The following is a 22,648-nucleotide window of genomic DNA, read 5'->3' as shown; positions in this document are numbered from 1 at the left end:
TCCAGCTATTTGCAGTTCATAGCAATACCAAGAGGAGTAACTAATAAGGTATGGGATGGTTTTACTACTTTAAGGCCGGTTTTTTTAGCTAAGACATTTTCTATTCCTTCAATACTGCTCGTTCCACCAACTAAATAGATTGTTTCAGCTTTATAATCTTTTATATGCTTGTTAATAATTGAAGCAATTTTTTCAATAACTGGAATTGTCATTGGGAATATATCATTTGCGTGTTTAGGGTCTTCTTTCATTTTTTCTGCTTCATCTATACTAATTCCAAGCCCTCCTGCTATTACAAGGTTTAAATGAGTACCTCCAGTTGCTTCATCGGCTGTATAAACCACTTCACCATCTTCAAGAATTGAAATACCAGTTGTGCCTCCACCAATATCAACAACAATACCTCGTTCAATCTCTAAGACAGTTGCTGCTGCTGATGGTTCGTCAATAACATTACTTACTTGAAATCCAGCTCCTTCAACAACATTTTTGAAGGTGTCAACATCACCTTCCCCAGTTCCAGGTGGTACAGCAGTTGCTGCATATAAAATTTCTCTTCCCAAAATATTTTCCATCTTATTTTTCATTTCTCTTACTATTTTCAAAGCCCCAATATAATCTACTACCAGACCATCTCGAACAACTTTACCTGATTTTTTTAAGGCAGCTAATGGGTTATTATCCTGATCAACAAGTGTCAAAACTAAATTTGCAGTTCCAAGATCAACACCTGCTTTTATTTCTCCATCATAATTTATACTACTATTTTTTTCTTCTATTAAACTATTTAGTTTTTCAAGTGTTCTATTAGCTTTCTTTATGTAGCAATCCATTAATTACCCTCCAGACAATTAAAGCATATTATTATCCCCCTCCTTTTAATAGCCAGGAAGGGGATATTATTATTTATTTCATTTCAGGCATATCTAATTCTTCTTTTGCAATTTTTGGTAAAAGACCATCAACATCTGTATGAGGTCTTGGAATTACATGAACAGAAACCAATTCTCCTACTCTACCAGCTGCTGCTGCTCCTGCATCTGTAGCTGCCTTTGTAGCTCCAACATCACCTCTAACTAAAACTGTAATTAGTCCCCCACCAATTTTTTCGTAGCCTACTAGAGTAACATTTGCTGCTTTCACCATTGCATCTGCTGCTTCAATTGCACCTACAAATCCTTTAGTTTCAATTAATCCTAAAGCTTCGCCACTCATTAATATTCCCCCTTCTATTCTTTATCACCTTTAATTTCATCATAATGTATACAATCCGTGTGTAAATCTCCTTTACTTCGAGGACAGGCTGGATCTCCACAGAGATTACATATATCCTCTTCTTTTTTTTCTTCTACCTCTTCAGAATCTTCTGTATCCTCTGATTCTTTATTTATTTCCTCTGATGATTTTACCACTTCTACTTCTTCATTTTTTTCGTTTTGAACACTATCTAATTCATTATTTTCCTGATCCTCAAGCTTATTTTTAGATTCATTATTTTCAACTGCTTCTTTTTTTTCTGCTTTCTTATTTGATTTATTCTTATTGTTTATTGTATCTTCACTATTTATCATTTTTTCTATTTGTTCAGCAGGCCTGGCTATTACATGAGAAGACCACACCTTAGATAATTTCGAAGCAGCAGTTTTACCGGCATCAACAGCTGATCTTACTGCACTGACATCACCCGTAAATTTAATAACTATTAAACCACCCCTACTAATTTCATAACCGACCAGTTTAACATTAGCTGATTTTAATGCTACATCCGCAGCTTCATATGCAGCAAGAATTCCTATTGTTTCTATCATTCCAAGAGCTTTTTGGGACATATTACCTCCTTTCCTCAAAAGTGCCTCTTCAATATTATTTGTTTTCTATATCTTTTAATCTTTTACAAATATAATTAGTTAATTCTTTTATTCTTTTTTCATTTATTTCGTTTGCAGAATTAGAGATTTCTTCATTCTTAGTATCTTTACTAATATTCTTAAAGTTATCTAAATCAGTTAAAATATCAGATACAGATTTTTGCTTATGATCTATTTCTAAGGGAATATCTTTAATTGGTATACCTTTAACCAATCGAGCTGCATTTGATGCAATCACCTTTGCTTGAAATTCTTTTCTTATTTCTTTTTCAAAAAAAGGTTCATTAATCTCTAACTTTTTATGATGAATCAGCACTTTATTATTATCTCCAAGCCCTAAAGAAACATTTAAACGTGAAGCTTGAGCTGCTTGATGTGCTAAAGAATATAAATTTTCAGCACTATTATCCATTATTTTAAAAGGTATACCCTCTTCTTCCAAACCATAGCATAAATAGTCTAAGAAAGAACTGTTTTTATAATTGTCTTCAACTGCTATATATACAGATGGTTTTTCCCTATGATCACCCATTTTTAACACTTCCTTCTGTATCTAGATAAGAAAGAACCAGTCCAGTAGCTACAGCATTCCGTGGTCCCATGATTGCTCTAATGTTACCCCTTCCTGCTACAACTCCAAATTCAGATAAACGATTAGATATTAGGGTTGGTATTTCAAAGTCAATAGCAGATCCGCCAACCATAACTACAAAATCAATATCTCTAATATTTCCTGTTGGAATAATTCTTTTTAAGGCTCTTTCAGAATTACGCACAAAAACATCATTTTTGGCTTCTCTTCTAACCTGACTAATTTTATCTAGAGAATGCTTAGTGGGAATCGGAATCATATCAGTTTCTGTTAAAATAACAACTCGTCCAAATAATTTAGATGCTAAAGGTTTATCAAAAAATTTAACACTTCCATCTTCATGTCTGATATGAAAAATACTTTCTACTTTAGCCAGGGGATATTTTTTAATTAACTCAGCAAGTTTTAAATCATCAATTCCCAGTTCTATATTAATTAAAAGTGAAACCATATCTCCAGCACCAGCTAAATGAGTTGAATATACCTGGTCTTTAGTTGTAACCATTGCTGCATCAGTAGATCCTCCACCCATATCAAGAATAACAAATGGTTTGTCAGTACCAGGAGTGGTTAAAGCCCCACGAATTGCCATATTTGCTTCTACTCCAGCAATGACAACTTTTACACCAGTTTTTTGCTGTAGTTTATCAGCAATTTTCTGCATCGGTAATTGAGAAGTTTTAACCATTGCAGCAAGACCAACAGCATTTTCCATTGCATGTTCTTCTGCAAGTCCGCCTTTTACTTTTTGAGGTACAAAGGTGTTAACTGCAAGTATATCCTTAATCATTATTTCAGATAAATTTTGATCAGTAACCTGACTCATTGTTTCTTTTACCCTATCTAACATTCCACCAACATTAGTTCCAGATTCACCTTTTACATCTTTTACAGGTTGAATTTTTTCTAACGAATCCATGATTTTTTCTGCTCCAGAATCTACACTGATTTCTGATTTACCTTTATCACCAAAAATCACCAGCTTACCAGCAGGAATTTTTCTTTCTTCAACATCTCCTTCTGGAGTTCTGATTACTACAGCAGAACGATTACCAATTAATGACCGGGCCACTGGAAAAATATGTTTAGTATCTTCCGAATTAAGTTCAAAAATTGTTGCAATACCATAAGGATCAGAAAGTTTATTAATAGTACCACCTGGCCTGGCAACTTCTACAGCTGCTTTTTTATTTAGTGGTATCTTATTAATATACTTAACTTCGTCAATAACTGGTATATTCTCATTAAGACGATTAACAATCAAAACAGCATCATCTTTTTGAACAACAGCCCCGTTAATTTTAATCCCAGATTCTACTGCTTTATTTATTAAGACAGCAGCATCCGCAAAATCAACATCTCCCGGGATGATAACAATTAATTCATCTCCCGGTCTACAGTCAGATATGTCTTCTATCCTGGTAGTATAACCAACTCCAAGTCCTATTCCTCCTGGAGTCCAGGGGTCATGGCCTATCATTGTTGATTCGGTAATAACTGTTTCTGTAATTGTTTCCATAGCTACATCACCAATTACCGGTGTAGCCTCATTAATCCTAATTAAATCTAAATCTTCATATTTTAAATTTACTTTTTCAAGTGCAGAATCCAAAGAATTTATTATTCCTTCTATGTTATCTACTGTACCTTTGAAACCAGTAGTCTTATATATACCATCAGTTATAAATTCTATGTTTTCCTCTTCTTTATTTACTTTTCCTACAGCAACCTCTGTAGTAGAGTTTCCTACATCTACTCCAACAATATATTCCATAGTCGTCACCTACTCTTATTAACTTATCTATCCCCTTTGAGGCGCTCTCTTTTTTCATAAACATCTGCAGCCTCACGTATCAGGTTTGCATTAATTACAGCATCATAATTATTTTCAAGTTCCTCAGCAATTTCTATTAATTCTGCTTTAGATGATCGATAAGGTCTCATTGCATTATAGATTTCAAGAATTCTATCATCATCTACTTTTGTTAATTCTGCTGCTCTTTCAAGGTTTTTGGCAAATTGATCTCGACCAACTGACCTTGCTATTTCTGCTTGATGATAAAGTGTTTCGGCAGTTATTCTCAACTCTGATCCATCCATTTCTCCAGAAATAAACTTTTGTAGTTTTAAATCATCTAATTTTTTTCCTGAAGGAGTCTTTACTAAATCTGCCTGCTTCTTTGCTAAGGGATAATCCTTATCTGTAAGGCCTCCACTTTTATTTGATGATTTTTTACTTATATTTTCATCATTTTCTAAGTTACCTAAAACATCACGAACAATAGATTCAATCAATTCTTTTTCCATAAATTACACCTCCTGATATATAATTACTTACTAAAATCAACTGCTAATTCTACAACCTTTTTTGCCTTATCAAGACATTTAACTTCTTTATTATATAAAACAGCAGATATTGCCTGATATTTTGGCCGAGCCATCTGATCATTTTGAGTTGGAACAGGATCAGGGTTTTCTCCCTTAGCATAACGGGCAGCATTTTTTCCAATTTGTCTATATGTTTTTAAAGTTAAAAGTGGTGCCTGTGGAAATAACTCCAGGTTTGCAAGCGGATTCAAATCTTTCTGGTGTATCAAAATTGTACCTTTTGATTGTAATCCAATTCCTATACCTGAACCACTTAATTGAGCTGCCTGATGTCCCATGAAACCAACATCAGCTGTAACATAATTTTTTACTACTCTAGCTTTTAATCCTTCTTCCTCGATTCCAGCCATTATTTCTCGTAAAATATTAGAATGTTTTTCATCAATCATGGTCTTTGATAATTTATCTCCAAAAGCAGGTCCAACTGCAATTACAACTTCATCATTACTTTTACCCTCTTCAGCAAGCCCGATTTCTTGAATACTAAAATCACCAGACTTTACTGCAATTGAATTATTCTGCTTATTTGTATTAGAACTATTATTTTCTTCGCTCATATCCTCTAATACACTAACAACTATCTGACGAATAGTATCTTCATTTAACTGCATTTTAACACCTCCAAAATTTTATTCACCTATTTCAGATGGATCCCTTGCAAGCCTGGTATTTTTAATTTTTTCCCATAACTCATCAGAAACTCTATATCCTGTACCAGGACCAGCATAATCATTTTTATCATTTACCGCACTAATACAATTATAATCTTTATCAAATATTGCAGATGTATGTAAATAATCTCCTGCAATTCTTTGTTTTAAAAGATTGAATACATTATCTGCTACATCATTAAACCCATGTTTTGCAAGTGCTTTTACAATCTCAACACCTGTAGTACCTCTTTCAAGCATATCTTCAATGCCTCTAAAGTCTTCTCTTACATCACGATCAGGAACATCTTTACTACCGTGAGCATAAGTTACTGCCTCAACTTCTTCTTCAGTTATTTCTGGCATACCAACTTCTTTGAAAACTGCCTGTAGAGCTTTAGCTGCTTTATTTCTAACTTTAATTACATCTTCTTCTTCTACAGGAAGAAGACCACCATCTACTTTTAAATCACGCTGTAGAGTTAAATAATCATCATAATCATCTACATCGTGAGTTGAACCAGCAAACATATTATCATAGTTTGGTACCCCACTATAACCAGAGAAGATAAAGTCTGTACCTGGTAAAAACTGCATTAACATTCTTGCAGTTCTTCTTGTTCTGGAATGAGTAAAGGTCTGATCATTTCCAGAAGCACACTCTAAATCAAGAAGCATTGCTATTAAGTTCTCAGCCAGGATCGCTCTAACACCAGAAGGAACAGCTCCAGGAACTCCAATACAGCTTATTGAACCATTTTGAATACCCTGTACACCAGCACCTTTAGTCATGTATAAACAACGAGATTCTAAATAAAGCATTGATTTTCCATCCGCAAAACCCATTTCAGCTTCTGAACCAGTTCCAGATGTATATCTCATCTTTAGTCCCCTTGAGGCATATGCTGAAGCTAAGAAACTCTTAGACCATGGTGTGTCATCACCATCTACAAATACCTGTTCTGTACCATATACAGATACTGTCTCTGCATAAGCTGTAAATCCACGCATACCCATTTCTAATTCCATTGCTTCCTCAACAGCACACTGGGTTAATACTCCTCTTCTTCCTACCTGACCACCAACTAATAATGCAATTGCATTAGAAGGAGCATATCGAACTATACCTACTGTAGTCTCCATTTCATCAAAGCCTCGTAGAGCTGCCTCAGCAGCATCAGCAGCAATTAAAGCAGGATGATCTTTTACATTTGTGATGTGACATTGATTTGAAGGAGTTTTTCTAGCCCTCATTTTTTGTACTGCCATCATCATTTCTACTACATTCATTTTCCCTACTACTTCTACTATTTTGGCAGGAGTCATGCCTAATGTAATCTTTTTAATTTCATCTCTAGATACATCTACACTGACAATTTTTTTAGCTAATTCAATAGAATCCTGTGACATTACATTTTCAATTATATCTAAATCTAAAGTATGATCTGCTATAAATGAATCTAACATATCAAAATCAGCTCGTTTTTTTCCATCTAATTCAACAATTTTACCATTTTCAATTTTTACACTTGGCTTCGGATCATCTGGTCCTTCCATTGCAACTAGACCAGCTTCTGGCCATTCTTTAATAAAAGCATCTTTACTGATTGGTCTTTTTTCTAATTCTAAAAATCGCTTGGATCTTTTCACATTTTTCCCTCCTTAAACATTATTTATACTTAAATATCAATGTTTTATTTTTAAATGTATGGTTTAGTTGTTGATTGTGGTTTGTCTCCTAAACTTCCTAGAAGCTTAATGCCAACCTCACGAGCAGCTATAATTGCCTGTCTAACAGCACCTGAATCTCCACTAAATTGTAATATAACCTCATTACTAAAACTGGTTCCTTCGCTTGGACTTGAATAACCAATAACATCAACAGTAGCAGCTTTTACAGCAACATCGGCCATAATAACTCCGATTCCTGCAGGAGCTCCAACTGTAATTCCAAAAGCTTTACCTTCTGGCGCGTTAAAGGCTTTATTTAGTGCTTTACTTGCACGGGCTGTATACTGAAATTCTAAATGGCCAGCCTGGTTAGCATAAACATCACCAAAAGTTCTATTTAAATCATCTAAAGCCACTTGGACAGCTCTACGGGCATCTGAAACTTCTTTGGCACCAAAGATAATTAAAGAACCATGACCGGCTCCTCCCTCAGTATCACGTGGGAGTTCAATTTTAACAATTTCAGTGTTGGAAGCTTTTACTGCCTCATCAGCTGCATATATTTGAGGACCTGCACCTGTACGGCCACCAAAAATACCTATAGAACGTAAATTCTCATCGAGTCCCATAAGTTTTCTTAGTTCAGGATCAACATTCGCTATAACAAGACCAATTGTATTTCCAATTGCAGTACCAACAAATTCAGTTACTTCACTAGCTAAATTCATCTTGCTTTCACCGCCTTCAGTTTTACTATTATTTTCTACACTTTCTATTTCTGTGCTCTTAGCTTCGGCTTCACTTTCCTTAATTCTATTTAAAACATCATTTACCAGTTGATCAATCTTTTTATCTTCCATTTATTAAGCCTCCTCTTCAATTTATTCTGGAAGAAGTTTTGAAACATCTTCATGTGGACGTGGAATCACATGAACAGATACAACTTCTCCAACTTTCTTTGCTGCAGCACATCCTGCATCTGTAGCCGCTTTTGTTGCTCCAACATCTCCTCTTACCATAACTGTAATATAACCTGAACCAATCTTCTCATAACCAACTAATTTAACATTTGCCGCTTTAACCATAGCATCTGATGCTTCTATTGCACCTACAAAACCAATAGTTTCAACAAGTCCTAAAGCTTCTCTTCCCATTATTTTTCCTCCTCTCATTTCGAAATTTAATAAATATTTATTTTTGGCTCCTAATACTTATAATTAACAAAAACTTTGTGATTACCTTTACAATAAATTGTGCTGTTATCATAACTTTTTGTTATTTTATTAATATTTTGTTTTTTTAGATAATTGAAATATTTTTCCGAAATTAAAATATAACACATTATTTAAGTTTTATGACAAAAAAGTATAATTACATAAAAAAAGATGGCATCAATTTATTCAATTAATACCATCTTTAATATATTATATTTTATGAACCTCTATAAGTTGAGGGTGATACACCCTCATACTCTTTAAAGACTCTGCTAAAATAGCCAGGATTATTATATCCAATTTCTTTTGCTATATTAGAAATATTTTCGTTTTCTTTATTTAGTTTCCTTTTTGCTGCTTCCATTCTTAATTCTGTAATATATTCTTTAAATGTACAACCCATTTCTTTTTTAAATATTCTACTAAAATAATGTGTACTTAAATTTGAGGCTTCTGCTGCTTGATTTAAAGTGATATCATTTGTATAATTAGAGTTTATATATTTAACTCCTTCATAAATTATTTTTTCTTTGAACTCTTCATCTACGTCATCAATTTTTTCAGAAAGGTTAATACATAATGAATATAACCATTCTTTTAAATCAATTACAGTATTTATATCAAAAAGATCCTTAATATATTTATAATTTAATGGTGAAACATTTTTATATTTGGCACCTGCTTCAACCGCTGCTCGAGATAAGACTCCCATCAACTCTAATAATCTAGACTTAACAATCATTGAATTAAAATTATCATTTATCTTCCAATTAGCAAAAAGTGTATCAATTAAATTTGATAACTGACTTAACTTATTGGATTTTAGTTTTTCTAATAATTTTAGCTCAATATCATAGGGATAGGCAAGATCTTCATAATCATTATTTTTTACATCCTCCCAATGAATTACAGACTTTTCTTTTAAGAGAAACGAATTTCTAATTGCTCCCAGGGCTTCGTAATAAGAACGATCAACTACCTTTGGATCATTATAATAACTGCCTATACCAATTGTAATAGTAAAATCTGTCTTTTCTTTTATATTGTCTACCATTTTCTCCGCAATTTGCCGCAGCCAATTTTTAATGTGTTTATTTTTATATTTCTCATCACCAAAATATAATATTATAATCTTATCACTTGACATTGGCACAATCATCAAAGAAGGATAATCGACTGCAAAGTTTTTTATTATATTAAAAACTTTCTTTTTTAACAACTGCTTTTCTATTTCATCTTGATTAACAGTTCTTCTTGCAAATTTATCTATATCAGCAATCATTACTGCTGAAGGAAGATCTTTTATATTAAAAAAACTAGTTCTATCTTTGATTTCTTCAATAGTTTCAATGTCTAAGAAAATAAGATCAAATACAAAAGACATTTTTATATAAGGAAGAACCATATCTAATTTTTCTTTCATTTTTTCTTTAACTTTCTCTTCTTCTCTTCTTTTTTCTATTTTTTTATTTATCTTTTTTATCACAGAATTTACTTTTGCTGGTTTTACAGGTTTCAAAAGATATTCCTCTATATTTAATTTTAATGCTTCCTGGACATACTCAAACTCATCATAAGCTGTCATTATTACAAATCTTGACTCGGGTAAAATATTTTTTATTTCCTTTATAGCCTGCAGCCCATCTTTTTTTGGCATTTTTATATCAATAAAAATAATATCAATTTTATTTTTTTGAGCAATTTCAACAGCTTCTTCTCCATTAGAGGCAGTTCCAACTATCTTTATTTCTTCCTTAATAGTACATCTTTTTTTTAAAATAATTGAAAGAGCCTTTCTTTCAAGATATTCATCATCAACGATCATTATTTTGTACATTACAACCCTCCCATTTTTGGATTGGTTAATAGATTTCAATAAATAAAGATTTTAATTTAAAAATAATTATTAATTATAATTTTTAGGTAGATTCATTTTCACCTTTGTTCCCTGACCTAGACTGCTATTAATTTCAAGACCATATTCATCACCAAAATAATATTTTAATCTTTCGTGAACATTGTCTATTCCTATGCCAGTAATATGAGTAGTTATTTTTTCTCTATTTTTTTCTTCATAACTTAAGATATTATTTAAAATATTTGGACTCATCCCAACACCATCATCCTCTACAATAATAACAACCTTTTTTTCTGTTTCTTCTGCTTCAATTTTGATAGTACCCGAATCTTTTTCTTTAAATCCATGAATTATTGCATTTTCTATTAAAGGTTGAATAGATAACAAAGGAATGTTTATCTCATGTAAATGCTTTTCTATATTAATTTTAAATTTAAATTGATCACGGTAACGTTTTTTCTGAATTACAATATAATCTTTAACACAATTTAATTCCTCTTCTAAACTTACTATTTCTTCAATGTTCCTCAAACTATATCTCAGCAGATCAGACAAAGCATATGTTACAATTTCAGTTTCCTGAGCATCTTCTATTAAAGCTAAACGTGCAATTGAATTTAGTACATTAAATAAAAAATGAGGATTTACCTGTGATTGTAATATTTTTAGCTGTTTAGTTCGTAAATGTTTTTCTAATTCCCTTCGATTTCTCGATTCTTCTATCAATTCCTGTTGATAAATATTTGCTAACCCCATTTTAGCGATATAATTTGCTGATAAAGAAAGAAATTCTGCTGCAGCTATTATTCTTTCGCGAGGTAAAACTTCAACATCATCAAACTTCTCCTTTAAAATTTCAAAATCAATATCATAATCTTTAACTCTTTCTTTAACCCGCTTCAGTGTCTTTTCTCTTCCTTCTTCTTCAGAAATTATTTGCCCACATAAAATAGTACCTATGAAACTGTTTTCCAAAATAATAGGAGCAGCTACATCTATAAGCCCATGTTCACAAACATATGGGTCAGGTTTGCCTCTTTCTTTAGCAGTTATTCCTCCCTCTGAATCTGACAATTTACATTTTTGAAATCCTTTATCACATAATCTAACTGTACTACAAAATGATGTGAAATTACTTGGCTTAGTAACAGGTATTCCTTCTCTGTTAACAATTACAGCTGCTAAACCTGTAGCATCAGCAAATTTATCCTGTATACCCTGTAAAGCCTCAATATTAATAAGCTCACTTAAACTATAATTAGTATTAATATTGAATCACCTCCCACATTAATTTTAAATTATCATTTAACTTATCTCCCACCAACTATTTTCAAGATAATTCTGAAATATCCTTTTTTGTGAGTTAAAATAATATAATAAATTATTAACTCTCCATTATCTTCTTTATCTTTTCTTTCAAAGAAATAAAATTTTCTTTTCGATCTTGCTTTTCAACTATAAAAAAATCATTAACATTAATAATAATTTTATTAAAAGGAAGTGGAATTTTTAGATTATCCCACCTACTTCTTAGTTTTATACTGTTTTTCACATCGATAGTTAAAGGAAGAATTTTTCTTTTTGAAAAAAGAGCCATAATCAAAGCAAAATCTTTTATTTCATGTTCTGGCCCCTCTGGGCCATCAATCGAGAGAACTAAATTAGCATTATTGATTTTATTAATTTGATTTTTTAGTTGAAAAATGTAATTTCCATTTGTCGTAAAATCTGGCAGTCGTAAAACATCATAACCAAAATAATGACTAATCCTTGAAATCACTCCCCCTCTTCTATTTTTTGTAGTAACAACATTCAATCTTTTTTGTTTTAAAAAAGGATAATAACAAAAGCTATCCCCATGCCAAATAAATAAAACAAATTTATCTGGATATTCAGATTCCAAATATTTAAGGTTCCCATTTTTTTCTATTTTGCTTGTTTTATAAACAAAATCTATATAATAGTATAAAATTGCACTTATAAATTTTTCTTTCATCTGACTTAATATCCCCATGCTAACACTCCCTCTAAAAATTTAATTTATCTCTTTATATTCTCTTATTCACAGCTTTTATTTTTCTTTGAATTAGAAAAATAGAAATTTAAGTTAGAAATATTAATTTTCTCATACAATTTTTTAAATTTTTGCACAAAACAAATTTTAGCTTGTTTATTTTTGATTGATTTATTATAATTAACATACCTTAAGGATAATTGAATATTTCAATTTATGCAAATTAATTTAGAAAGGGGTTTTAGTATGTATGCTCAAAAATCTATTGAAGAGTTTTTAGATGATCTAAGCTCAAATAACTCTATTCCAGGTGGGGGAAGTGCAGCTGCTTTAAGTGGTGCCTTAAATGCAGCTGTTATCAGTTTTATTGCCAATCTTACAATCGGTAAAGAAAAATATAAGGAAGTTGAAGCAGAAGCCAAAGAGATTTTGGCTGAAAGCGAAGAATTAAAAAAAGAAATGTTATTAATGATTGATCAGGACAGCAAAATTCTCTCAGATATACTGGACAGCTATAAAGCTGGAGACAAAAACAAAGTTAAAGCAGTCTGTCAGGATGCTGTAGAATTTTCAATGGATATGACTAAAAAGGCAGTTAGATTAATGCGCCTTAGCCTTGAAATTAGTGAAATTGGAAATAGAATGCTGGCCAGTGATTTTGAAGTAGCAGCTTACATAGGAGATGCAGCAGTTAGTAGCGCAATTGCTAATGTTAAAATCAACCTCAAAAGCCTTGATAATAAAGAATATATAGAAAATGTCAAAAAGGATTATCTGAAACTGAAAAATGAAAGTTCAAGACTTAAAGAAGAGATTATTGAACTCGCAAATTAATTATATTTTAGCACCCAAACTTGGAATATTATTATTTTAATCAAAGGAAGTGACAAAATGAAAGAATTAAGCGGCAGAAAGTTGGCGGCTGAAATTAAAGAAACTTTAATTAAAGAAGTTAAGGATCTTAAAAGAAAAACTGGTGAGGCACCTCACCTTATTGTTCTCCAGTATGGAGAAGATGCTGCAAGCAAAGCCTATGCTTCTCGAATAGAAAAAAATTGTAAAGCAATAGGGATAGAGTTTGAATTTCAGCAATTTATTGATCAGCCTGAAAAATTTAAAGCTCGCTTGAAAGAAGTAAATGAAGCTGATAATATAACTTCAATTATGGTGCAGCAGCCCCTTCCAGATGAATTAAAAGATAGCCTGGAAATGATCAATCCTCAAAAAGATGTTGAGGGCATAACCTCTGCTTCTTTAGGCAAACTTTTTGTTGGTCTTGAAACATTAAACCCCGCTACGGCTGAAGCCTGCATGGAGATCTTAGATTATTATGATATCCCAATCAAAGGGCAGAGAGCAGTTGTTGTTGGCAGAAGCAATATCGTTGGTAAACCAGTTTCAATTCTATTACAGCAAAAACATGCCACTGTAACTATGTGTCACTCTCGAACTAGAGATTTGGAGTGGGAATTAAAGAATGCCGATATAGTTGTAGCAGCAGTTGGAAGAGCTGAGATGATAAAAGCTAAGATGCTGGATGAAAATTCAGTAGTTATTGATGTCGGCACTAATTTTGTTGATGGTAAATTATTAGGCGATGTTGATTTTGATTCAGCAGCTAAAAAGGTAAAGGCCCTTACTCCTGTTCCAGGTGGAGTTGGTACTGTTACCAATCAAGTTTTAATGAGGAATATTGTTAAATCATTTAAGAATCTGCATGGAATAAAATAGTTTTAAGAACTGATTAATATTTAAAAGGCCCTTCTAAAATTTTGAGAAGGGCCTTAATTTATGCCTGATAATCTATTTACTCATGTCCATTGAACTTTATCAGGCAGCTGCAATACATTTTATATTTTCTAATTATATAATATTTATTCAGTGATCAACTCTAAAGGCACTGGTGTATATTCATCAACTTCTTCACCATTTGCAACTTTAATTGCTGTTTCTACTGCCATTTCGCCCATCAGATCTGGTTTTTGGGCAATAGTTGCTGCTAAATCACCGGCTTCTACTGCTGCTACTGCATCATCAATAGCATCAAAACCGACAATCATAATCTCATCAGAACGACCTGCTGCTGCAATAGCTTCCATTGCACCTAAAGCCATATTATCATTGTGAGCAAATACAGCGTCAATTTCTGGATTACCCTGAAGGATATTTTCCATAACTGTCATACCTTCTGCACGATCAAATCCAGCAGGCTGTCTAGCTATAACTTCCATCCCAGCATATTTATCCATTGCCTGGTTGAAACCTTTACCTCTGTCTCTAGCAGCAGAAGTTCCAGGAATACCTTCCAATTCTACAACTTTTCCTTCTTCACCTAACTGCTCTGCAATATAATCTCCAGCCATTTCTCCACCAGCAACATTATCAGAAGCGATGTGACTCACTACATCTCCACCTTCTGCACCACGGTCTACAGTAATCACAGGTACACCTGCATCATTTGCTGCTGTAATTGCAGAAACAACTGCATTTCCATCTACCGGATTTACAATTAAAACATCAATTTGTTTAATTAATAAATCTTCAACACTGCTTAGCTGAGCTGCCGCGTCATCCTGAGCATCTACAACTAGAATTTCTACTCCCATTTCTTCTGCCATTGCTTCTGCTCCATCTTTTAAGTCAACAAAGAATGGATTGTTTAGAGTTGAAACAGCTAAACCAATTCTTAAATCCTGAGCTGCAGCACCTGCAGTAAGTCCAACCATCATAATTAATGATAATGCTAAAATAATAGTTAATTTTTTCATTTTTTTAATTCCTCCTTGAGTTTAATTCACTTAATAATTTTTGTTAGATTCATTGAATCACATCAAAAGAAGCTGGTGAAAACTCACCTCCTGTTTGAGAAATTTTATTTGTATCTATATTATTACTGCTGCTGGCTCTTACGATCCAAAAAGACAGCTAGCAGAATAACAGCACCTTTAGCAACTAACTGATAAAATGAAGATACATTTAACAAGTTTAATCCATTATTTAAAACGGCAATTATCAATGCACCAACAATAGTACCAATAACTGTACCGCTTCCACCGGAAAGACTTGTACCTCCTAAAACAACAGCTGCAATTGCGTCTAGCTCATATCCCTCTCCAGCCATCGGCTGAGCAGAATTTAATCTAGAGGTTAATATTATACCACTAACTGCAGCTAAAAAACCATTTAATGCATAAACCGATATTTTTATTTTATCTGTATTAATTCCAGAAAGTTTTGTTGCAGTTTCATTACCACCTATAGCATAAATATAACGTCCAAGAGGTGTTTTTTTCAGTAAAACGTAAATTACTATTAAAAACATAAACATAATAACAACCGGAATTGGTATTCTACCTAAATAACCAGCACCAAAAAATCTAAATGTCTCATTAAAACCTGAAATAGGACGTCCATCTGTGTAAATCAAAGTAAATCCTCGAGCAACAGTCATCATAGCTAAAGTAACAATAAATGCCGGCAGCTTAGCTTTAGCAACCGCCAAACCGTTAAAAAATCCTAAAGCTGTACCAGCTGCTAATCCAATTAAAATAGCTAAAAATACATTAAAACCTGAATTAACCATCATTCCAGCTGAAATAGCACCAGCAAAAGCAAGCATTGAACCAACTGAAAGATCAATACCACCTGTCAAAATTACCATTGTCATCCCAAAGGAAACAATTGCTATAATTGAAACCTGTCTAATAATATTTAAAATATTTGGTATAGTTAAAAAGTAAGGACTCATAAATGAAAGCACAATTACTAGAATTAATAATCCAATTCCTGTCTTAAATTTATTTAAAATCTCTAAAAAGTTTTTCTTCTGCATACCGTTATTAAGATTGTTCACTTTAATTATTCCTCCTTCCGGTTGCCAGCTTCATTACAGCTTCCTGATCTGCAGTGGCGGCATCCAGCTCTCCCATGATCTCTTTTTCGTGCATTACTATAATTCTATTACTTAAATTTAAAACCTCAGGTAGTTCTGAAGATATCAAAATAACTGCTACCCCTTCATCGATTAAATCCTGCATAAGATTATATATTTCTCTCTTTGCTCCAACATCTATACCTCGAGTAGGTTCATCAAAAATTACAACCTCTGGTTTAGTAGAAAGCAGCTTTGAAATTACAACCTTTTGCTGATTCCCACCACTTAAATTTTTAACAAGCTGTTTTTCAGAAGGAGTTTTAATCTTTAGATCCTCTATATATTTTTCCGCTAAATTAGTCTCAGCATTTGCATCGATAAAAGTATTTGCTTTTAACATTGATTTTAAAACTGAAATACTTATATTATTGGCAACTGAAAGGCCAAGTACAAGCCCCTCTTCTTTTCGATCTTCACTCAAATAATATATTCCATTATTTATCGCATCAGCTGGTGAATTGATCTTAATTTTTTCCCCTCTATAATAAATGTCACCACTCTTATCCTTAAAAACACCAAATATAGCTTTTGCAAGCTCAGTTCTTCCAGATCCCATTAAACCTGCAATACCAAGAATTTCTCCCTTCTTTAGAGAAAAAGAAGCATTATTAATTTCTTTTGGTACGCTTAAGTTTTCAACTTTTAAAATTTCCCCAGTTGGATTAAAACTCATTTTGGGAAAACGATCTTCAATTGTTCTTCCAACCATCATATTTATTAGCTGATCTTCGTCAGTTTCTGAAGTTTTAACTTCTCCGACAAACTGACCATCTCTCAAAACAGTAACTCTATCACAAATTTCAAAAACTTCTTCTAAACGGTGTGAAATATAAACTATAGCTATCTCCTGTTGTTTTAATCTCTCTATAAGTTCAAACAAAATTTCTATTTCTTGGTTGGTTAAAGAAGAAGTCGGCTCATCCATTACCAGTATATCAGCATCTTGAGAAACAGCTTTTGCTATTTCTACCATCTGCTGACTGCCAATATTTAAATCTTTAATCTTAGCTCTGGGGTCAATATCAACACCCAACAAATCAAGAACTTCTTCAGTTTTTTGATAAAGTTTTTGATAATTAATAAAAATACCATTTCTATCTTCTCTGCCTAAAAATATATTTTCAGCTACATTTAAATAAGGAATTAACTCCAGTTCCTGGTGAATAATTGCTAAGCCAGCATTTTGAGCTTCCTTAGTATTTTGAAACTTAACTGACTCACCTTTTACAATTATTTCTCCTTCATCACGCTGGTGAATACCATTCAAAACTTTCATTAATGTAGATTTCCCAGCTCCATTTTCACCTAATAAAGCATGAACTTCTCCTTTTTTAAGGGAAAAATTAACTTTATCTAATGCCTTAACTCCAGGAAAGGTTTTGGTGATATTTTTCATTTCCAAAACAGTTTCGTTTGTCATTTAAAAATCAACTCCTGAAATCAAAATAATATTAGCATATGGTATTATTTCTCCACTACGAACTACAGCTCTGGAGTTATTTGTTTCTTTTTTAAATTCAGTATGTGGAATATATTCAATTTCTATATCAGGAAGCATTTTTTTGATTTTTGCTTCTAATTTAGGGCTTTTTTCTTTAATTTCGGCAGCCAAAATTGCTTTTTCTACAACTAAGTCATTCAGAACAGCTTTTAATATCTCTAAAAATTTAGGATAGCCTTTAGTTAATGATAAGTCAACTCTTTCAACTTCCTCTGGAATCGGCAAACCACAATCTGCAATTGTCAGACTATCTTTATGACCCATTTCAGCAATCACTCTAACTAATTCACTATTAATAATTCCATTTTTTTTCATCTTATTTACTCCTTTCTGCAAGGAATTCGGTTAACTCTTTCTTATCTGGAATAGAACTCTGTGCTCCTACTTTAGTTACTGAATAGGCTGCAGCCTGAACTGCAAACTGTAACGCCTTCTCCAAGTCATTTTCAGCAGTTAAACTTGCAGCAAAGGCCCCTGCAAATACATCTCCTGCTGCTGTAGTATCAACAGCTTTAACTTTTAATGTATCTAAATGGATTTCTTTTTCTTGATTGTAATAGTTAATTCCCTTTTCTCCTTCAGTTACTACAATATTTTTAACCCCTTTTTCCAAAAGAAGCCTAATTTTTTCAGATCGGCTTTTTTCTTTTACGTCTTTTAATAATAAATCTAATTCGCCTTCATTGGGCAGTAAATAATCTATTTTTTCTAAAATTTGATCTGATAATTTTTGAGCTGGCGCTGGATCTAAGATAATTTTCGTCTTATTTTTGGAAGCAATTTCTATAATTTTTTCGATAGTATTGAGTGGAATTTCCATCTGTAGAAGTATAATTTCAGCTTCAACTATTTTATCTTTAATTTTTTCTATTTTTGGGGGAAGAAGCTCATAATTAGCTCCAGGAGAAACTATAATTCTATTATTTCCATTTTTATCAACAGTAATCACAGCAACACCTGTACTAATACCTTCAATTGTAAAGACATTATCAATTTTAGCCCCACCATTTTTTAAACTAGATTTTAATTTAGGAGCAAAACTATCATCTCCACAGGCTCCAATAAATTCAACATCATTTCCTAGTTTAGCTGCTGCCAGAGCCTGATTTGCTCCTTTACCACCAGGAATTTGTTGAAATTTCCCTCCAATAATGGTTTCACCTTGCTCAGGATATCTCTCTGTTTCAACAACTAAATCCATATTCATACTGCCAATAACAAGTATTTTTGACAATTAACTCACCTGCCCTTTATAATTCTTTACTTAAACTGACTCTCTAATAATTAAATTAGTAGTTAATATTTGGTCTTTAATTTCAAAATCCTGCTTATTAATCATTTTCAAGAGAATAGTTACTGCGCGTTCTCCCATCTCATATTTAGGCTGGCGCATTGTTGTTAGTTCAGGTTTCAAAAGCGAAGCTAAATTAATATCATCGTGTCCAGCGACTGCTATGTCTTCAGGAATTTTCAAACCAGCTTCAAAAAGAGCTTTGTATATTCCTGCTGCACTTAAATCATTAGCTGCAAAAATAGCTTTAGGCCTGTTTTCCAAACTTAATAAAGACTTCATAGCTTGATAGGCAGAATTCTGTGTATATTCACCTTCAACAATATAATCTTTATTTATTTTAATTTCATAATCTTTTAGCGCCTTTTTATATCCTGCCAATCTATCACGAGCTGTAGTTGTATTTAAATCACCAGTTATATGAGCAATCTTTTTATATCCTTTTTTTATCATGTATTCAACCATTTGATAGGCAGATTTTTTATTATCTATACTGATTAATGGATAAAGATGATCCAAAACTGACCTATCTATCTGAACCACTGGAAAATTTGCAGCTTTTAAATCTTTTAGTATTTTTTCATTCCCAAGAGAAAGAGAAACAATTAAACCATCTAGCTGTTTGCTTTTAAATAATTCAACTGCTTTTCTTTCTCTTTCTAAATGATTATCTGTATTGAATAGAATTACTGAATAGCCAAGTTCTTGAGCTTTATCTTCAACAGCTCTTACTATTTGTGGAAAAAAGGGGTTACTAATATCTGGAATAATTAATCCAATAGTGTGAGTTTTCTGCATTACAAGTCCGCGAGCTACACTATTTGGATTATAATTCATTTCATCTATTATCTTTAAAATTTTTGCTCTTGTATCGTCACCAACATCAGGTTTATTATTTAAAACTCTGGATACTGTAGTGACAGATACATTTGCTTCTTTTGCTATATCTTTTATTGTAACTCCCATAATATCACCTAATTCTTAATTAATAATTTGTCAATTTCATTAAACTACTTAGAAAATTACTTTACGTTAACGGTTTCGGTAACGTTTCCAATTATAATTATAAAATATTCTGAAAAATAATTCAACTATCTCTTTTGCTTTATTCAGTCTCTATAATTCATTAAAGCTAATTATAAACATATTGCTTTAAAATACTCTATCATAAAGCTTTAATTGTTTTGATAATTTTAAACAACTTTAAAAAGAAAAAACTCCCCGGGGGAGGGGAGTAAATTTATATAAATATATTAAGTTATATTATAGCAAAATTGATCTAATTATTATAAATCCAATAGATGGTACTATTAGAGTTCCCAAACCTGTATAAAAAGTTGCAGTCATTGCTCCATAGGGAACTAATTCTGGTGCTGTTGCTGCAAGACCTCCTGCAACTCCACTTGTTGTTCCAATTAGTCCTCCATAAACCATGGCAGAGGTTGGATTATCAAGACCAACAAGATCTGCTATGAAAGGTGTGATTACCATTGTCATAATAGATTTTACCAATCCAGCAGCTACAGAAATAGCAATAATCTCTGAACTAACACCTAATGCTGTACCTGTTACTGGACCCACAATAAAGGTTACTGCTCCAGCACCAATCGTTGTAACTTCAGCTGGATCTGTATAACCTAAAGCCATAGCAACTGCACTACCAACTATAAAAGAAAAGACAACTCCTACTAACAAAGAAATTACTCCAACTGGGCCGGCTTTTTTAAGGTTTTTAAGTTTAACACCATATGCAGTAGAGATAATTGTGTAATCCCTCAGCATACTACCACCTAATAAACCAATACCAGCACCACTAAAGATTGATATATCTGCAAGTCCACTACTTCCACCAGTTACTTTACCACCAATGAATGCTAAGACTAAACCTGCAATAATTGCAAGAGCCGAAGCTATTCGCTCCTCGCCCAGCATAATAGAAATTTTCTTAGTTATAAACATTATTAATGCAACTAGAGCTATTGAAATAATCAAATGATCTGCTCCAGCAAAAGAATTAAATGCATCTGTTAACAATTTAAATCACTTCCGTTTCCTTTATTAAATTATTTTTTTAATTTTGATAATAAGGGTACTAAAAACATTGCACCAATTGTCGCTACACCACCTGCTAAAATAGCAACTAAACCACCATTTATAGCACCAACAACATTTAAACGTGCAGCCATCGCAACGATAATTGGAATATATAAAGCACTTAAGAATTTAATACCATTTTCAGTTCTAGGTTTAAACATTCTTCCATTGCTTTCAAGATAATTTACTGCTAACACCATAAACAACATTGCAAGACCAACTCCACCAACATCTCCACCAGTTCCGATAAACTGGCCTAAAATTCTTCCTAAAAATGAGCCAAGCAGCATAAAAAATGCTACAAAGCCCATACCTATAATTTCCATCATCTCACTCCTTAAAACTTTTACTTAATTTAATAATTCTTTAACCAATAATACCTTTATCTTTCATTTCTTTAATTTCAGCATCAGTTAAACCTAAACTTTCTTTAAGCACTGAATCTGTATGCTCACCTTTAGCAGGGGCATGAGTTTTAATTTCTCCTGGTGTTTCAGATAAATGGAATGGAGAACCAGCAACTCGAACTTTACCGATACCAGGCTGTTCTAAATCCACTATCATATCCCTATATCTTAAGTTATCATCTTCAACAACTTTATCTACAGTATTAACTGGTGAGTAAGGAAGACCATATTCTTCAAAAATTTCTTCCCAGTCAGCAGTATTTTTTTCTTTTATTCTTTTAGCTAAAATTGGGATTAACTCATCCTTGTTTTCTGCTCTTAATGGATTTGTTTTAAATCTTTCATCATCTGCTAACTCCGGCATCTCTAAAGCATCACAAAACTTTTTCCATAAGCTATCATTTCCAATCGGAGTTACTATATAACTATCTTTAGTTTTAAATGATTGGAATGGAACAATTGTTGGGTGAGCTCCACCTAATGGACCAGGAATCTCACCGTCCATTGTATAGCGAGCAATAGCATTTTCTAAAACAGAGACTAAACCATCTACCATTGACATATCAACATGCTGCCCCTTACCAGTCCGATCACGATGGCGTAAGGCACTTAAAATACCAATAACAGCCTGATGTCCTGCCATAATATCACCAATAGAACTACCAACTCGGCATGGTTCTCCACCTTCAGGACCGGTTATACTCATCAGCCCACTATATGCCTGTGCAACCATATCATAAGCTGGTTTACTTGCATATTCTTCTAAAGCATCATGACCAAAACCACAAATTGAACAATATATGATATCTTCTTTTATTTTCTTCATTTCTTCATATGAAAAACCTAATTTTTTCATTGTGGTTGGACGATAATTTTCTACAACCACATCTGCATCAATTATTAAATCTCTCAATATTTCTTTACCTTTTTCTTCTTTCAAATTTAAAACAATACTTTTTTTGTTACGGTTAATACTAATAAAATAGCCACTCTGCTGTTCTCCGGCTTCATCTTCAACAAAAGGACCAAACTGTCTTGAGTCATCACCAAATGGTGGCTCTACCTTAATTACCTCTGCACCCAAATCCGCCATAATCATTGTCGCAAAAGGTGCTGCCAATACATGACTTAAATCTATAACCTTAATTCCATCCAACGCTCCCATT

At 32.7% G+C, this 22,648-nt stretch carries 24 protein-coding genes; 2 read left to right on the top strand and 22 right to left on the bottom strand.

Annotated elements, in window-relative coordinates:
• Positions 1-5 precede the first annotated feature (5 nt).
• The 13 genes from eutJ to ACZ446_RS03125 form a co-directional block, all read right to left on the bottom strand.
• Positions 6-833, bottom strand: coding sequence for an ethanolamine utilization protein EutJ (gene eutJ, locus ACZ446_RS03185; protein ID WP_464393698.1), 828 nt, complete (start codon positions 831-833; stop codon positions 6-8).
• A 73-nt stretch (positions 834-906) separates the two neighbouring features.
• Positions 907-1,215: a BMC domain-containing protein gene (locus ACZ446_RS03180; RefSeq protein WP_464393697.1), complete on the bottom strand. Its 309-nt coding sequence runs from the start codon at positions 1,213-1,215 to the stop codon at positions 907-909.
• A gap of 14 nt (positions 1,216-1,229) precedes the next feature.
• Entirely contained in the window at positions 1,230-1,829 is a 600-nt protein-coding gene (locus ACZ446_RS03175; RefSeq protein WP_464393696.1) for a BMC domain-containing protein, read from the bottom strand.
• A 34-nt stretch (positions 1,830-1,863) separates the two neighbouring features.
• Positions 1,864-2,400: a glycerol dehydratase reactivase beta/small subunit family protein gene (locus ACZ446_RS03170; protein ID WP_464393695.1), complete on the bottom strand. Its 537-nt coding sequence runs from the start codon at positions 2,398-2,400 to the stop codon at positions 1,864-1,866.
• Positions 2,393-4,234, bottom strand: coding sequence for a diol dehydratase reactivase subunit alpha (locus ACZ446_RS03165; protein ID WP_464393694.1), 1,842 nt, complete (start codon positions 4,232-4,234; stop codon positions 2,393-2,395). Before ACZ446_RS03165 ends, ACZ446_RS03170 begins: the two co-directional genes overlap by 8 nt.
• 23 nt (positions 4,235-4,257) lie before the next feature.
• Positions 4,258-4,767, bottom strand: a complete 510-nt coding sequence (locus ACZ446_RS03160) for a diol dehydratase small subunit (protein ID WP_464393693.1) — start codon at positions 4,765-4,767, stop codon at positions 4,258-4,260.
• Positions 4,768-4,790: 23 nt separating this feature from the next.
• Entirely contained in the window at positions 4,791-5,459 is a 669-nt protein-coding gene (locus tag ACZ446_RS03155; RefSeq protein ID WP_464393692.1) for a propanediol/glycerol family dehydratase medium subunit, read from the bottom strand.
• An 18-nt stretch (positions 5,460-5,477) separates the two neighbouring features.
• Positions 5,478-7,148 (bottom strand): propanediol/glycerol family dehydratase large subunit, encoded by a 1,671-nt coding sequence (locus tag ACZ446_RS03150; protein ID WP_464393691.1) that lies wholly within the window; start codon positions 7,146-7,148, stop codon positions 5,478-5,480.
• Between the two features lie 50 nt (positions 7,149-7,198).
• On the bottom strand, positions 7,199-8,029 hold the full coding sequence (gene pduB, locus ACZ446_RS03145; protein WP_464393690.1) for a propanediol utilization microcompartment protein PduB: 831 nt from the start codon (positions 8,027-8,029) through the stop codon (positions 7,199-7,201).
• 21 nt (positions 8,030-8,050) lie between these two features.
• Positions 8,051-8,323 (bottom strand): BMC domain-containing protein, encoded by a 273-nt coding sequence (locus ACZ446_RS03140; protein ID WP_089716137.1) that lies wholly within the window; start codon positions 8,321-8,323, stop codon positions 8,051-8,053.
• 277 nt (positions 8,324-8,600) lie between these two features.
• Complete coding sequence (locus tag ACZ446_RS03135; RefSeq protein WP_464393689.1) at positions 8,601-10,220, bottom strand: response regulator transcription factor; 1,620 nt, start codon at positions 10,218-10,220, stop codon at positions 8,601-8,603.
• Positions 10,221-10,289: 69 nt separating this feature from the next.
• Positions 10,290-11,474, bottom strand: a complete 1,185-nt coding sequence (locus tag ACZ446_RS03130; RefSeq protein WP_464394366.1) for a sensor histidine kinase — start codon at positions 11,472-11,474, stop codon at positions 10,290-10,292.
• A gap of 151 nt (positions 11,475-11,625) precedes the next feature.
• On the bottom strand, positions 11,626-12,237 hold the full coding sequence (locus ACZ446_RS03125) for a hypothetical protein (protein WP_464393688.1): 612 nt from the start codon (positions 12,235-12,237) through the stop codon (positions 11,626-11,628).
• Between the two features lie 264 nt (positions 12,238-12,501).
• Between ACZ446_RS03125 and ACZ446_RS03120 the strand changes: the two genes are divergently transcribed.
• Positions 12,502-13,089 (top strand): cyclodeaminase/cyclohydrolase family protein, encoded by a 588-nt coding sequence (locus ACZ446_RS03120; protein ID WP_464393687.1) that lies wholly within the window; start codon positions 12,502-12,504, stop codon positions 13,087-13,089.
• A 57-nt stretch (positions 13,090-13,146) separates the two neighbouring features.
• Entirely contained in the window at positions 13,147-13,986 is an 840-nt protein-coding gene (locus ACZ446_RS03115) for a bifunctional 5,10-methylenetetrahydrofolate dehydrogenase/5,10-methenyltetrahydrofolate cyclohydrolase (protein ID WP_464393686.1), read from the top strand.
• A 143-nt stretch (positions 13,987-14,129) separates the two neighbouring features.
• On the opposite strand, the gene rbsB is transcribed toward ACZ446_RS03115, so the two are convergent.
• From rbsB to ACZ446_RS03070, 9 genes are all read right to left on the bottom strand, one after another.
• A complete protein-coding gene (rbsB, locus tag ACZ446_RS03110; protein WP_464393685.1) occupies positions 14,130-15,023 on the bottom strand; it encodes a ribose ABC transporter substrate-binding protein RbsB in 894 nt (297 codons plus the stop codon).
• A 122-nt stretch (positions 15,024-15,145) separates the two neighbouring features.
• Positions 15,146-16,087 (bottom strand): ABC transporter permease subunit, encoded by a 942-nt coding sequence (locus ACZ446_RS03105; protein WP_464394365.1) that lies wholly within the window; start codon positions 16,085-16,087, stop codon positions 15,146-15,148.
• A gap of 22 nt (positions 16,088-16,109) precedes the next feature.
• Positions 16,110-17,609 carry a sugar ABC transporter ATP-binding protein gene (locus tag ACZ446_RS03100; RefSeq protein ID WP_464393684.1) on the bottom strand — a complete coding sequence of 500 codons (1,500 nt, stop codon included), beginning with the start codon at positions 17,607-17,609 and terminating at the stop codon, positions 16,110-16,112.
• The gene (gene rbsD, locus ACZ446_RS03095) at positions 17,610-18,005 is read right to left on the bottom strand and encodes a D-ribose pyranase (protein ID WP_464393683.1); all 396 of its coding nucleotides are present in this window, start codon (positions 18,003-18,005) and stop codon (positions 17,610-17,612) included.
• A gap of 1 nt (position 18,006) precedes the next feature.
• A complete protein-coding gene (rbsK, locus tag ACZ446_RS03090; protein WP_464393682.1) occupies positions 18,007-18,924 on the bottom strand; it encodes a ribokinase in 918 nt (305 codons plus the stop codon).
• Positions 18,925-18,954: 30 nt separating this feature from the next.
• Positions 18,955-19,947 (bottom strand): LacI family DNA-binding transcriptional regulator, encoded by a 993-nt coding sequence (locus ACZ446_RS03085; protein ID WP_464393681.1) that lies wholly within the window; start codon positions 19,945-19,947, stop codon positions 18,955-18,957.
• A gap of 297 nt (positions 19,948-20,244) precedes the next feature.
• Positions 20,245-21,015, bottom strand: coding sequence for a malonate transporter subunit MadM (gene madM, locus ACZ446_RS03080; RefSeq protein ID WP_464393680.1), 771 nt, complete (start codon positions 21,013-21,015; stop codon positions 20,245-20,247).
• A 29-nt stretch (positions 21,016-21,044) separates the two neighbouring features.
• Positions 21,045-21,401 (bottom strand): malonate transporter subunit MadL, encoded by a 357-nt coding sequence (locus tag ACZ446_RS03075; RefSeq protein WP_464393679.1) that lies wholly within the window; start codon positions 21,399-21,401, stop codon positions 21,045-21,047.
• A gap of 40 nt (positions 21,402-21,441) precedes the next feature.
• The gene (locus tag ACZ446_RS03070) at positions 21,442-22,647 is read right to left on the bottom strand and encodes a CaiB/BaiF CoA transferase family protein (protein ID WP_464393678.1); all 1,206 of its coding nucleotides are present in this window, start codon (positions 22,645-22,647) and stop codon (positions 21,442-21,444) included.
• Position 22,648: the final 1 nt, after the last annotated feature.

The organism is Halanaerobium sehlinense (genome assembly GCF_055379485.1).
The sequence above is the reverse complement of the archived record's forward strand: the minus strand, read 5'-3'. Positions and strand labels throughout refer to the sequence as shown.